General features: G+C 69.3%; 7 protein-coding genes. 5 read left to right on the top strand and 2 right to left on the bottom strand.

Annotated elements, in window-relative coordinates:
- Positions 1-72: 72 nt before the first annotated feature.
- Positions 73-5,520, bottom strand: a complete 5,448-nt coding sequence (locus BZF57_RS02230; protein WP_276206595.1) for an AMP-binding protein — start codon at positions 5,518-5,520, stop codon at positions 73-75.
- A 333-nt stretch (positions 5,521-5,853) separates the two neighbouring features.
- Here BZF57_RS02230 and BZF57_RS02225 point away from each other — a divergent pair, with 333 nt between their 5' ends.
- Positions 5,854-8,046, top strand: coding sequence for a putative bifunctional diguanylate cyclase/phosphodiesterase (locus BZF57_RS02225; protein WP_086734150.1), 2,193 nt, complete (start codon positions 5,854-5,856; stop codon positions 8,044-8,046).
- Between the two features lie 161 nt (positions 8,047-8,207).
- On the opposite strand, the gene queF is transcribed toward BZF57_RS02225, so the two are convergent.
- Positions 8,208-8,690, bottom strand: coding sequence for a preQ(1) synthase (queF, locus tag BZF57_RS02220; protein ID WP_086734148.1), 483 nt, complete (start codon positions 8,688-8,690; stop codon positions 8,208-8,210).
- A 161-nt stretch (positions 8,691-8,851) separates the two neighbouring features.
- Here queF and BZF57_RS02215 point away from each other — a divergent pair, with 161 nt between their 5' ends.
- The 4 genes from BZF57_RS02215 (at position 8,852) to BZF57_RS02200 (ending at position 13,100) form a co-directional block, all read left to right on the top strand.
- Positions 8,852-9,982 carry a hypothetical protein gene (locus BZF57_RS02215; RefSeq protein WP_086734146.1) on the top strand — a complete coding sequence of 377 codons (1,131 nt, stop codon included), beginning with the start codon at positions 8,852-8,854 and terminating at the stop codon, positions 9,980-9,982.
- Between the two features lie 96 nt (positions 9,983-10,078).
- Positions 10,079-10,936, top strand: coding sequence for a sulfurtransferase (locus tag BZF57_RS02210; protein ID WP_086734144.1), 858 nt, complete (start codon positions 10,079-10,081; stop codon positions 10,934-10,936).
- The gene (gene metC / locus BZF57_RS02205) at positions 10,933-12,120 is read left to right on the top strand and encodes a cystathionine beta-lyase (protein ID WP_086734142.1); all 1,188 of its coding nucleotides are present in this window, start codon (positions 10,933-10,935) and stop codon (positions 12,118-12,120) included. Before BZF57_RS02210 ends, metC begins: the two co-directional genes overlap by 4 nt.
- Positions 12,120-13,100: a mechanosensitive ion channel family protein gene (locus BZF57_RS02200; protein WP_086734140.1), complete on the top strand. Its 981-nt coding sequence runs from the start codon at positions 12,120-12,122 to the stop codon at positions 13,098-13,100. The genes metC and BZF57_RS02200 overlap by 1 nt, the downstream gene beginning before the upstream one ends.
- Positions 13,101-13,129 lie beyond the last annotated feature (29 nt).

Here is a 13,129-nt window from a genome sequence, read left to right as displayed (position 1 = left end):
GCTTTGTGTTTCGTTCAAACCCTGGGGAGGAGAGCTAAGAACGTTTCAAAAACCGCAACGCACGTGGCGGGCTTACGGTTCCCCGGGGCTTGCCAATGTTCCCTGCGCCGCCCACGCCTCCAGCAGCGCGTCGCGGCTTCTGAGGCCGAGTTCGGGCAGCGCGTGGTTGACGACATAGGTCGAGCCGGTGTGGCGGTTGTCCCACATCGCCTGGTGGGCTTCGGGCAGACCGTCCCACGCCACGACTTCCGGCTCGGTCACTTCGAGGAGCCCTGCCGCAATCATGTCGTTCATCCGCGCGACCTCGTAGGCGTTGCACAGGTGCGTGCCGAAGATCTGCGCGGTGGGCATGTAGATGCGGCGCTGGCGGGTCCAGACCTGCGGGGCATAGAAGGTGAAGCGGCAGCCGGTGAGGTCCTCGGCGAAGATCACGCGGCCGGTGAAGGGCTTGACCAGCGAGGTCGAGATGCCGAGCGTGTCCTGCCCCGCGCGCTCGAACACCAGATCGGGGCTGCCGCGCGGATTGTCGGGCGAGCGCAGGATCTTGCCCACGGCCGAGCCAAAGGGCTTCATCACCCGGTCCTGATAGTCACGCACCGCCGCCTTGAAGACCTCGATATCGGCCTTGGCGTCGGGCAGGCGCGGCATGGTGTCGGGCCAGTGGAAATTCGCCCCCTCGCGGCGGCGGATGCTTTCGAGGGAGACGATTCCCTCGATCGCATCCTCCAGCCCCAGCGACTGCAGGAACTCGCGCTGGCCGTCGGTGGTGGTGGCGATGACGCTCTTGGCGTTGAAGCGGCGCGCGGCTTCGATCATTTCGAGGCCGGTTTCGTCGAGCAGTTCGGAGGAACCCGGCCCGTAGAAGATCAGCACCGCCTCGCCCCCGCGCAGGGCCGCACGGCGGAGCATCTCCTCGGGAGAGGCCGTGCCCGGCTTGCCCATGAAGCTGAAGTGGTAGCCCGACGACGCGCCGTAGAAGGCCAGTGTGCCGCCCTCGGCGAGCAGCTGGAACGAGCGCGGGAAGGCGGTTTCGCCCGCATGGCTGACGACGTAATCGGCGAGCTTGCCGCCGTTCAGCGCCTTGTATGCCTCGACCAGCGGCGCGCCTGCGGCTTCCCACTGGATCGCCTCGGCCTTGTCCTCGGGGACGACCGTGTAGAGGTCGGCGAAGCGCGCATCCTTGCGGTTGATCGCCCCGACCGCGCCCTGCACCTGCGTGATGAACTTCGCGCGTTCCTCGGAAGAAACGAGCCCTGTCACCTGCAAGCCGGTGCGCACGGAGGAGCGCAAGGCATCGAGCCCCGTCCCCGTCGCCGCGCCCTCGACGAACAGCGTCCGCCCCGGTGCGATCTGCAAGGTGGTGAACAGGCAGCGCGCGATGGTGCCGAGGTTCAGCACATAGCTCCCCGCCTGCTCGAGCGTGAGGTCAGGCGGCACCTTGTGCATCTGCGGGGCCTGCACGGTCAGGAACTGCGCATGGCTGCCGGTCTCGGTCTCGTAGCCCTGGATGCTGAAATCGGCATACATCGGGTCATTGCCGACCTGCGGGCTGAGCAGGTCGTTCGTCCCCGAATAGACGGTGACAAGATCGCCGACCTTGATACGCCCCTGCGCGCGCGTCTCGCTGCCGAGCGCCGCGACCAGCGCGATGCCGCCCGAGCCGGTGATCTGCACGTCTTCCTCATGCGCATCGAAGGGTGAAACGGGAATGCCCGTCAGCGCCCAGATGTCGTTGAAGTTGACCTCGCTGGTCAGCATGTAGAGCAGCGCCTCGTTGGGCGCGGGCTCGGGCACCTTGACGATCAGCTCCTTCTCGTGGCTCGCGGGCGGGCCGAAGCGGGGCTGGCCGGTATCGGGATCGCGGGCGATGCCGAAGGCGTATTGGTGACGCGGGATCGGGGTCACGCCGGGATAGAACGGCGCTCCTACGGGAAGCAGCTCGCCTGCCGCTTCCAATGCCTGGGCACGCATTTCGTGCTCGGCATCGATCCACACGCCATCGCGCCGCACCGGAAGCGGGGGCGCAACCTTGTCGATGAATTGCCTGATACCGGTTTTGCCGCCCTCGGGATCGACGATCGCCTCGGCAAACAGCTTCGCCTCGCGCGCGGTGCCTTGGGTGATCCCGTGTTCGAGCCCCGTGCGCACCGCATCGAGCGCGCGGGCGCCCGCGACATCGCGGCCCGCCCATGCGAGCTGGCGCAAAATGCGCTGGAGGAAATCGTCCTCCAGCACCGCATCGAGATCGACCTCCGCCGCGCCTTCCCAGCGCGCGGTCGCCGCCTGCCTTTCGGCGAAGGCAAAGCCCAAGGCGCTGTCAGGCCCGCGCTTCACGAAGTCGCGAACGGCGGCATGGGCCGCCGAGAGCGCGTCTTCCGCGCCATCGACCAGCTGGTCGACCACGCCGATGGCCGCGGCCTGCTCCGCCGTAATGCTCCGCCCGCCGAGGATCAGGTCGAGCGCATCGCGCAGGCCCTCAGCCCCGCGCCGGTCGGCGAGCAGGCGCGGCAGGCGCTGGGTGCCGCCATAGCCGGGGAGCAGCCGCAGGCGGATCTCGGGCTGGCCGAAACGCGCCACCGGCTCGGCGACGCGGTAATGGCACGCGAGCGCGAACTCCATCCCGCCGCCCAGCGCCACCCCCTGCACCGCCGCGACGCAGGGCTTGTTCATGCCCTCGATCGTGCGAAAGGCGAGGTGGGCGTTGTTGGGGAGCACCATCGCCTCGTCGACCGTGTGGATCTCCTCGAGCATCTGGCGGATGTCCGCGCCCGCGACGAAGGACGATGTGCCCTCGCCGGTGAACACCACCGCGACCACGCTGTCGTCGCGCGCAAGGGTGGAGGTAACCAGCACCAGCTCGTCGATCGCGCGTTCGTTGAGGGCGTTGACCGGCGGGTTGGTGACCGTGACGGTCGCCACCTGCTTGCCGGGAGCAACCGTGTTGTATTGCACGAGGAAATAGCGGTGCCGGTCGAACAGCGCCTGTTCGTCGGCCATGCGCTGCTTGCGCTGCCAGTCGGCGATGACGGTGCGCAGCTCGTCCAGCGCCTCGGGGTTGCGCAGGGTCGTGACGTCGCCGACATCCTCGCCCACCACTAGCGCGCGGACCATGCGGCGCATGTATTTGCCGCTGCGGGTTTCGGGGAATTGCGAGACCTCGATGAAGTCCGCCGGCACCGCGACCGCGCCCTTTTCGGTGCGGACGAGATCGAACAGGCGGCGCTTGTCCTCGATCGTCAGCTTGCGGCCCGCGACCGGCACCACGAAGGCGAGCGGGGTCAGCCCCTTCTCGCGGTGCGGCGCGCCGACCACCAGCACGTTGCCGACCGGCGAGTCCGGCGCCAATGCCTTGTCGCGCAGCACCGCGCCCTCGATTTCTTCGGTGCCCATGCGGTGGCCCGAGACGTTGATCACGTCGTCGGAGCGGCCGTGGAGCGAGAACGAGCCATCGGCATGCTGGATCGCGAAATCGCCTTGGGTATAGGCCCAGGCGCCCTTCCAGCGCTTCCAGTAGCCCTCTTCCCAGCGCGCCGCATCGCCGCGCCAGGCGGGATCGACGCGGCCGTCTTCGACCTTGAAGCCCGCGATGTCGCCCCAGATGGTGCGCGCGAGGTAGGGATAGGGCGCGGCGATGACGATCTCGCCCTTCTCGCCGATGTCCGCCTTACGCCACGGGACGCCGCCATCATCGGCGCGCGCGAAGGGAGCGGGGGCGCCCTTGCCCTCGCCATCCTCGACCCAGACATCGCCCACGATCCACGGCAGCGGATAGGCGTGGGCATCGGGGCGCAGCGGGAAATCGTGGTTCGCGAACATGTGCGTCCACGCGATCCCGCCGTGCTCGGTCGCCCAGTAGCTATTGATGTAGCGCGGGGTGACGTGCTCCATCCCGAAGGCCTGCACACTCGGAGAAACGGGTTCGGCGCAGAAGGTCGCCACCCGCAAGCCGCTCATGTCGTAACGCTCGACCTCGGCGAGGTTTGCAGGATCGGACATAATCGATTTGAGGAAGGTCACCCCCGCCTTGAAGATACGGACCTTGTGACGCTCGATCATCGAGGCGAAGCGGCCCGCGTGGGGGAAGACCGGCGAGCCTTCGCTGACCAGCGAGGTCACCCGCGTCATCAGCGGCGCGCAGATTAGGTAGCTCTGCCCGGTGATCCAGCCCGGATCGGCGACCACGAACAGCGTGTCCCCGGGGCGCGCGTCGAAGCTCGCCGCCATGGTCTCGGCCACGCCCGCTGCATAGCCGTGCGAGTGGACGATCCCCTTGGGCTTGCCGGTGCTCCCCGAGGTGTAGATGAAGAACATCGGATAATCGGCATCGACCGGCATCGGCTTTGACGAAGCCCAGATCGCGCGGACGAAATCGGCATCGGCGAGCGCCAGCAGATCAGCCTCGGACTGCACCGCAAAGCCCGCTCCGCGCGCCTTTTCGAGCACCGTCACCAGCGCACTGTCGGTCAGCTCGTGGCTCCAGCGATCGCGTTCCTCGCGCCAGATCATGTCGGGCTGGTGGGTGTGGCGGCACACGATCACCGCCTCCACGCGCGGCGGCAGGGTGACGAGGCTCGAGGCAATCGCGATCCGCACGCGCGCCGCGTCGGCAGAGGTAATCCGCCCTTCCGCGCCGAGGTTGATCAGCGCCCGGCCCACGCCGCGCATCACGTCCGACCGATCGACCGTGATCTCTCCGGCGAGCGCCTCGCGCACGGTGTCGAGGATCGTCTCATGCCCGCCCTCGGGCAGTTCCAGATCGAGGCCGCCGAGGATGTCGAGCGCCGTTGTCACCGGCACGAAATTGTCGAGCGCGGGGTCGGTATAGGCGTTCTTGAAAGCGGCCACCTGCGCGTTGCGGTAGGAGCCGTCCGAGGTGACGATCACCCGCGCGCCGGTGTCGGCGATGCGGTCGGACAGGGTCTTGTCGGAGAAGCCGCCGAACACCGCCGTATAGACCACGCCCATGCGCTTGGCGGCTTCGGTCCAGTAAATCTGCGGCACGATGCTCGGCATGTTCAACGCCATGCGGTCGCCCGGCTTCAGGCCCAGCGCTTCGAGCGCCACCGCGCATTTCGCCACCTCCAGCAGCAGCTGCTTGCGGCTAACGGTGAAGCAGTCGATCGGTGCGCCCTTGCCCGCGTTGGCGGACATGTCCCAGCGGTCACCCTCGAACACCAGCGCTGCCTCGGCGCCGTGGCCGGCGAGGACATGGCGGTCGAGTTCGGAGAAGGCCGCATTGGTGCGCCCGCCGACGAACCAGCGCCAGTGCGGGGCGTTGCTGCCGTCGAAACCGGCGTGCCAGGGGGTAAAGCTGGCGGGGAGCACGGGAGAAACAGGTGCACCGCTCGCCGCATCCCAGCCGTGCCAGACGCCATCCTCCCCGCGCGCAAGCCACGCGCCCGAGGGGCCTGCCTCGGCCACGAACCAGTGCATGTTGCGGGCAGCGATGTCGCCATGGAACGCGCCCGGATCGGCGAGCGCGGCGGCGCGCATCGCGTCCCAATCGGCGCGGGTGCGCACGGGGTTGGTCAGAGCCTCGGGCTTGCTCGCCAGCAGTGTATCGACAGAAATGGCACCGTCCCCCTACGCATGCAAACTCGCAAGGGCGCGATCCCGAACGCCGGCGGATTGCAGCAAAATTACACGTCGCTAGCCTCACGGGCAAGAAAATGCCGCGCAAGGTGCACAGGCCGATAACGCGGTTGCTCGGATTCAGTTCCGGACCATCTGCCGCGCCCGCGCCTCCGCCTGCCGCAGCGGGGGCGAAATCTATGGGTAACGCTTTCGCAAGGACGTTAGCCTTATGGCGCCTTATGCGCGCGTCCCGCCGGGAGCGCCGGGCAAGGACGAAACATGCCGCTAGGCTTTCGCAAGACCGTTCGGGATTCGAGGAACGCCGCGCCCGCTGCGAACAAGTCGCCGCGCACGCCCTCGCCCGACAGCACCTCGGTGCTGGGCGAGGTCGAGGAGCTCGGCATCGGCATGTTCTGGGCGACCGATTCCGAAGGCAACCTCAGTTTCCTGTCGCAGCGCGCGCTCGCGGACCTCGGTGCGGACAGCGAGTCGCTGATCGGCAAGCCGCTCACCCGCGTCTTCCGCGACGTCGACGAGGAAGACGGTGGCCCCACCCAGCGCAGCCTCGCCTTCAAGCTCAAGGCGCGCTCGCGGCTGGATGAGCAGATCGTCGCCGTGCCCACCGGACGCGGCGCCACGCGCTGGTGGCGATTGAACGCGCGCCCGCTGCTCGATGCCAAGGGCGAGTTCCGCGGCTATCGTGGCAGCGCGGTCGATATCTCGGCGCAGTATGCCTACGAAACGCAGGTCGCGCGCCAGTCGCAGGTCGACGAGCTGACCGGGCTCGCCAACCGCCGCAAGCTGGGCGAGCGCCTTTCGGCGATGCTCGCCGCGTTCCGGGTCAGCCAGCGCTCCTGCGCGCTGATGATGCTCGATCTCGACCGGTTCAAGCAGGTCAACGACACGATGGGCCACCCCGCGGGGGACGAGCTGCTGAAGCAGGTCGCGCAGCGCCTGTCCTCGATCGTCAAGGACCACGGCGAAGTCGGCCGGCTCGGCGGGGACGAGTTCCAGGTGCTGCTGCCCGACATGGACGACCGCGGCACGCTGGGCGAGCTCGCCAACCGCATCGTCCAGTCGCTCTCGCAACCCTACCAGATCAACGGCCGCCGGGCGATCATCGGCACCTCGGTCGGCATCGCGATCGCGCCCTATGACGGGGTCGAGGCCGACGAGCTGACCCGCGCCGCGGACATGGCGCTCTACTCCGCCAAGGAAACCCGTGGCGGCACGTTCTGCTTCTTTACCAGCGAGTTGCGCGACGCGGCATCGAAAACCGCGATGCTCGGCGACCGGCTGCGCGACGCGGTCGACAAGGGCGAGCTGAAGCTCGCCTACCAGCCGCTGGTCGATCCCGTCACCAACGAGGTCAAGTGCTTCGAGGCGCTGCTGCGCTGGCACGACAGCGAAGAGGGCGACATCAGCCCGGCGCAGTTCATCCCCGTCGCCGAGAACGACGATCTCATCATCCGCATCGGCGAGATGGCGCTGCGGCAGGCGTGCATGGACGCGCTGGCGTGGCCGGAGACGATCCGGGTGGCGGTCAACGTCTCGGCCAAGCAGTTCATCCGCCCGGGCTATCGCAAGGCGGTGGCCAATGCGCTCCAGGCCTCGGGCCTGCCGCCGGGCCGGCTCGAGCTCGAGATCACCGAGAGCGTCTTCGTCGGCGATCTGGAGACGGTGGACGCGATTTTCCGCGACCTGAAGAAGCTCGGGGTGCGCCTCGCGCTCGACGATTTCGGCACCGGCTATTCCTCGCTCGGCTACCTGAAACACGGGCATTTCAACAAGATAAAGATCGACCAGAGCTTCGTGCGCGGCTGCACGGAGAACGGCGACATCAACCCGGCGATCATCGCCGCGATCGTCGCGCTGGCCAAGGCGCTGGGCATGGAAACCGTCGCCGAGGGGGTGGAGGCGATGGACGAACTCGAGCTGGTGCGCGAGCGCGGGGCCGATCTGGTGCAGGGCTACATCTTCTCGCGCCCGATCACGCAGGAGCAGGTGCTCGCCCAGTTCGCCGAGGGCAGCGCGATGTTCCGCCCGAGCGGCCCGCCGCGCCACCGTTCGGAGCGCATCACCATCTTCCGCAAGGTCGGGCTGATCCACGAGGACCATTACTACGACGTGATCCTGCGCAACCTGTCCAAGACCGGGGCGCGCATCACGGGGCTGGCCGGCGTGCCGGTCGGGACCGACGTGGTGCTCGATCTCGGGCACGGGCAACTTGTTGTAAGCAAAGTGGTAAATGCCACCGAGAACAGCCAGGGCCTCAAGTTCGAGACCCCGCTGATCTCCGACGGCAGCGGCGGGTTCATGACCCGGCACCGCATCTCGCCCTATTCGCTGGCCGAGGCGGGCATTCCGCTGGCGGCGCTGGGCGCGGGGGCCTTCCCGCTCGCCAAGTGGCGCGAGGCGAACAAGTCGATCCCCAAGTTCACCCAGCTCGAACTGAGCATGCCGATGCACTGATCCGGCCCCGCCACCCCGAACCGCGATGTTTCACGCGAAACATCGCGCCGGAGGGGGTCTGGATGGGGTCTGGCAGGGGTCTGGAGGGGGTCTGGCGGCCGCTGGAAGCGCGCGAACGCCCGCTGGCGGCAGGCTGCGGCAGGCTCCCGCCAGCGCCCGCCTCAGCCGCGTCCGCGATAGGAGGGCACGCCCTGATCGGGCAGCCACAGGCCCTCGGGCGGCGTGCCGCTCTGCCAGAACACGTCGATCGGGATGCCTCCGCGCGGATACCAGTAGCCACCGATGCGCAGCCATTGCGGGCGCATCTCCTCGAACAGGCGCACCCCGATCCCCACGGTCACATCCTCGTGAAAGCCGTTGTGGTTGCGGAACGAACCGAGGAACAGCTTGAGGCTCTTGCTCTCGACGATCGTCTCGCCCGGGACGTAGTCGATCACCAGATGCGCGAAATCGGGCTGGTTGGTCACCGGGCACAGCGAGGTGAATTCCGGCGAGACGAAGCGGACCAGATAGGTGAGGCCCACGCGCGGGTTGGGCACGTAATCGAGCACCGCTTCCTCGGGCGAGGTCGGCAGCGGCGTATCCTTGCCGAGGAACTGGGGGGTCGGCTTTGCGGGGCCGGAAGAGGGGGGTGTGCTTTCCATGCCGCGCTGTTGCCCCGATCCGCCGCGCCGCGCAAGGCCGGAACTGGACGCGGGGGGCCCATGCTTTCTATGGGGGAGCCAAGAGGCAAGACAGCGCCGGTTCACGCAGGATCCGGCACCCGCCTTGCCCGCCCGATCCACCAGAGCCGTTCCACGCGACCATGATCCGCCCGACCATCCGCCCTGCCGCCCTGCCCGCGCTCGCCGCCGCCACCGCGCTGTGGCTGGCGCCGCCCGTGCCGCTGGCCGCGCAGCAGACCTTCGAGCTGCCGCCCGCCAGCCCCTCGCCCACGCCCGCCCCTGCCGGCCCTTCGGACGAGCGCGCGGGTATCGCCATTCCGCCGCGCACCGCGCCCGGCGCGACGCCAACCGCAACGCCGAGTGCTGCGCCGAGCGCCACTTCGACGCCGGTGATCCAGCCGCTCCCCGCGCCGAGTGCGAGCCGCGCGCCCGCGCCGCGCCCTGCGTCCCCGGCGCCCGCAGCCGCCCCCTCGACCGCAGCGGCCAACGCGGCAGCCGCGCCCGACGCCGCTGCGCCGACGACGCTGCCGAGCGGCACCGCCGATGCCCCCGCGCCCTCGATCCTGTCGGGCGCGCCGCCGCTCGCCGGGACGCCTGCGACCGATGCCTCCGCGACCGACGCCCTCGCCGCGCTGCCCGCATGGTGGCCCTATGCCGCAGGCGGGCTCGGCGCGCTGGCGCTGCTCGGCGGAGGCGTGATGCTGGCACGGCGGCGCAAGCCCAAGGCCCTGCGCCTTGCCGCGCCGGTCGCGGGCAGCGCCCCTGCATCCGCGCCCGTGATCGACGAGGCCCCGCGCCTCGACATGGTGCTCGAGATCACCTCGGCGACCCGCAGCGTGATGATGTTCACGGTCGAATACCGCCTCACCATCGCGAACCGTTCGGGCCGCGCGGTCAATGACGCGCGCACCGCGGTGCAGCTTGCCTGTGCGCGGGCCAGTGCCGGCAATGCACCCTCGGCGGGCAGCGCGCAGGGTCTGGCGGAGCTGGAGCGCATCGGACCGCATCAGGCGCGCAGCGTCTCGGGCACGGTGCAGCTCCCGCTCTCGGCCATCGCCCCGCTGCGGCAGGGGCAGACGCCGCTGTTCATTCCGCTGGCCCACGTCACCCTCGAAGCCGAGGGCGTGCCTGCGCAGGCCAGAAGCTTCGTGATCGGCACCCCGAGCGCTGCGGGCCGCGTCCATCCCATCGCGCTCGACGTGCCGCCGGGGGCGATTGCCGGACTGGTGGCGCAGGCGGTCGCGATCCCGCCGGTCGGCGCGGCGGCCTGAGGCCGGCGGACCGGAGAGGCACCCGCCGCCCCGCCCGCTGCACCGCCGACCCCGCGCCCTTTGCACCCGCACGCAGGCCGCGCTAGGGTCGGGCGCATGACCACGCTTTCCGCCTCGCTGATCTCGACTGAGTGGCTCGCCGACAACCTCGGCGCGCCCGGCCTGACAGTGCTCGACGCTTCCTACCACCTGCCCGCCGCCGCGCGCGATCCCGAGGCCGAATTCGCCGCCGCGCATATCCCCGGCGCGCGGTTTCTTGGCCTCGCGAGCCTCTATGACGCAGGGTCGCCCGTCCCCTATGCCTTCCCCACCCCCGCCCAGCTCGCCGAGCGTCTCGCCGGCCTTGGCGTCGGGCCGGACGACGCCATCGTGATCTATGACGACAGCGCGATCCGCACATCGGCGCGGGCATGGTTCGTGCTGACCGCGAGCGGGCGGAGCAATGTCGCGATCCTCGACGGGGGCCTCGCCAAGTGGCGCGCGCAAGGTCTGCCGCTCGAAAGCGGGACGCCCGAGAGCGCGAGCGGCACCGCCGCCTCCTTCACCGCGCCGACGCGGGTGCGGAGCAAAGCCGACATGCTCGCCAACCTCGAAACCCGCGCCGCCCAAGTGCTCGACGCCCGCAGCGCCGACCGCGTCTTTGGCAGCGGGATCGATCCGGTCCATGGCGGCCAGAACGGGCGCATCCCGGGCGCGCTCAACCTGCCCTTCACCTCGGTGCTGCACGCCGACGGCACCTACAAGACCCCCGCCGAACTGCGCGCGGCCTTCGAAGGCGCAGGGGTCGACCTGTCCGCCCCGATCACCGCCACCTGCGGCAGCGGCGTGACCGCGAGCGTGCTGCTCTTCGCGCTGCATCTCGTGGGGGTGGACGACGCCGCGCTCTACGATGGCAGCTGGAGCGAATGGAGCGCCGATCCCGCCACGCCCAAGGCGCAGGGGCCGCAAGAATGAGCGGCGGCGGGGACGACCGGCATCTGAAGCCTGCCACCCGTCTGGTGCGCGGAGGACGGCGGCCGGAGTGGACCGGACCGGTGGTCAATCCGCCCGTGTGGCGCGCCTCGACCCACCTCTATGCCACCGACGCGGATCGTCAGGCGGCGGGGCAGAACAATGCCGACGGCCAGTTCTTCTACGGCCGCCGCGGCGCGCCGACCCAGTGGGCGCTCGCCGATGCGCTGACTGCGATCGAGCCGGGCGCTTACGGGACGGTGCTCTATCCGAGCGGCGTCGCGGCTATTGCGGGGGCGATGCTCGCGGTGCTGAAGCCGGGCGACCGGCTGCTGATGAGCGACAATGCCTATGACCCCACGCGCAGCATGGCGACGGGGCTGCTGACGCGGCTGGGGGTCGAGACCACTTTCTTCGACCCGCGCGATGTCGAGGCCTTCCGCGCCGCCGTGCCGGGGGCAAAGGCGGTGTGGCTCGAAGCACCCGGCAGCCTCACCTTCGAGATGACCGACGTGCCCTTGCTGGCCGGCATCGCGCGCGAGGCCGGGGCTGTCGTGCTGCTCGACAACACCTGGGCGAGCCCGCTCGGTTTTGCGGGACTCGAGCATGGCTGCGACATCGTGATGATGAGCCTCTCCAAGCATGTCGGCGGCCACTCCGATCTGATGATGGGCAGCGCGAGCGCGGGCAAGCGCTGGTACACCGCGCTGCGGCGGGTGAGCCTTGAACTCGGGCAGGTGGTCTCGCCCGACGATGCCGCGCTGGCGGCACGGGGTCTGCGGACAATGGGCGTGCGTCTCGCTGCGCAGACCGCCGCGGCGCTCAAGGTGGCGACATGGCTGGAAGGCCAGCCGCAGGTTGCGCGGGTGCTGTGCCCGCTGCTGCCCTCCGATCCCGGCCATGCGCTGTGGCAACGCGACTTCACCGGCGGCTGCGGGCTGTTCTCTTTCGTGCTGGCGAGCGACGACCCCGCCGCCTCGGCCCGGGTCTCGGACGCGCTCGCGCTGTTCGGCAACGGTTACTCCTGGGGCGGCTACGAGAGCCTCGCCCTGCCCATCACCCCGCGCACCTACCGCTCGGTCATGCCCTGCCCCACCGGCGGTGCGCCCGCGTTGCGCCTCTCCATCGGGCTTGAGGATCCGGACGATCTGATCGCCGACCTCGCCCAGGCGTTGGCGCTGGTGTGATGGCGGCGGGCGACAGCGTCGGCGGGGCGGACGTCCTGCGCGAGGATCTCGCCGAACGCTCGCAGACCATCGGCGGGATCGCCGACCGGCTCGATGCCATCGCGCTGGAGGTCGGCCACTGGCGCATCTCGCTGTTCGACGTGCTGTTCGCCGCCGGGGCGATCCTCGCCGCGCTCGCCTTCGCGATGATCGCGACGCGCCTCACCCGCGCGGCGCTGCGCCGCCTCACGCGGCTCGACGGGACGCAGACCGTCCTCGCCGAGAAGATCGCCACCATCGTCATCTGGGTGACGACCTTCCTGATCGGGGTCGACCTGCTCGGCATCGACCTCACGGCGCTGACGGTTTTCTCCGGCGCCTTCGGCCTCGCGATCGGCTTCGGCCTGCAGAAAACCTTCGGCAACCTGATCTCGGGCATCATCCTCTTGATGGACAAGTCGATCAAGCCGGGCGACGTTATCGCGGTATCCGACCAGAGCGGACAGCAGACCTTCGGCCAGATCAGGAAAATCGGCATCCGCGCGGTCTCGGTCACCACCCGCGACGAGCGCGAATACCTCATCCCCAACGAGAACCTGATGATCAATCAGGTCGAGAACTGGTCCTATTCCTCGAAAAATGTGCGGGTGCAGGTGCAGGTGGGGGTGAGCTACGATGCCGACATGGCGCTGGCCGAGCGGCTGATGCTGGAGGCGGCGGGCAAGGCGCGGCGGGTGCTCGCCAGCCCTGCGCCCAGCGTGTGGTGGAACGGCTTTGGCGATAATGCGGTGAACTTCACCATCCACTGCTGGATCGACGATCCCGAGGAGGGTGTCGGCAATGTAAAGAGCGACGTCCTCAAGCACCTGTGGGCGCTGTTCAAGGAGCACGGCGTGGGCCTGCCCTTCCCGCAGCGCGACCTTAACCTGAAGCAGAGCGAGGCGCTCGACCAGCTTGTCGCGGCGCTGGAGAAGCGCGGCACCGACGCCCCCGAAAGCTAAGCTACACCCCGGCCAACCCATTCTCGCTG

Source organism: Erythrobacter colymbi, from assembly GCF_002155685.1.
Classification (GTDB): domain Bacteria; phylum Pseudomonadota; class Alphaproteobacteria; order Sphingomonadales; family Sphingomonadaceae; genus Erythrobacter; species Erythrobacter colymbi.
Note: the sequence above shows the minus strand (reverse complement) of the source record. Positions and strands in the feature narration are given on the sequence as shown.

Bases quoted from the DNA above. Each gene is read 5' to 3' on its own strand.
- BZF57_RS02225 (WP_086734150.1), top strand. From the start codon at position 5,854: ATGCCGCTAGGCTTTCGCAAGACCGTTCGGGATTCGAGGAACGCCGCG.
- queF (WP_086734148.1), bottom strand. From the start codon at position 8,690: ATGGAAAGCACACCCCCCTCTTCCGGCCCCGCAAAGCCGACCCCCCAG.
- BZF57_RS02215 (WP_086734146.1), top strand. From the start codon at position 8,852: ATGATCCGCCCGACCATCCGCCCTGCCGCCCTGCCCGCGCTCGCCGCC.
- BZF57_RS02210 (WP_086734144.1), top strand. From the start codon at position 10,079: ATGACCACGCTTTCCGCCTCGCTGATCTCGACTGAGTGGCTCGCCGAC.
- metC (WP_086734142.1), top strand. From the start codon at position 10,933: ATGAGCGGCGGCGGGGACGACCGGCATCTGAAGCCTGCCACCCGTCTG.
- BZF57_RS02200 (WP_086734140.1), top strand. From the start codon at position 12,120: ATGGCGGCGGGCGACAGCGTCGGCGGGGCGGACGTCCTGCGCGAGGAT.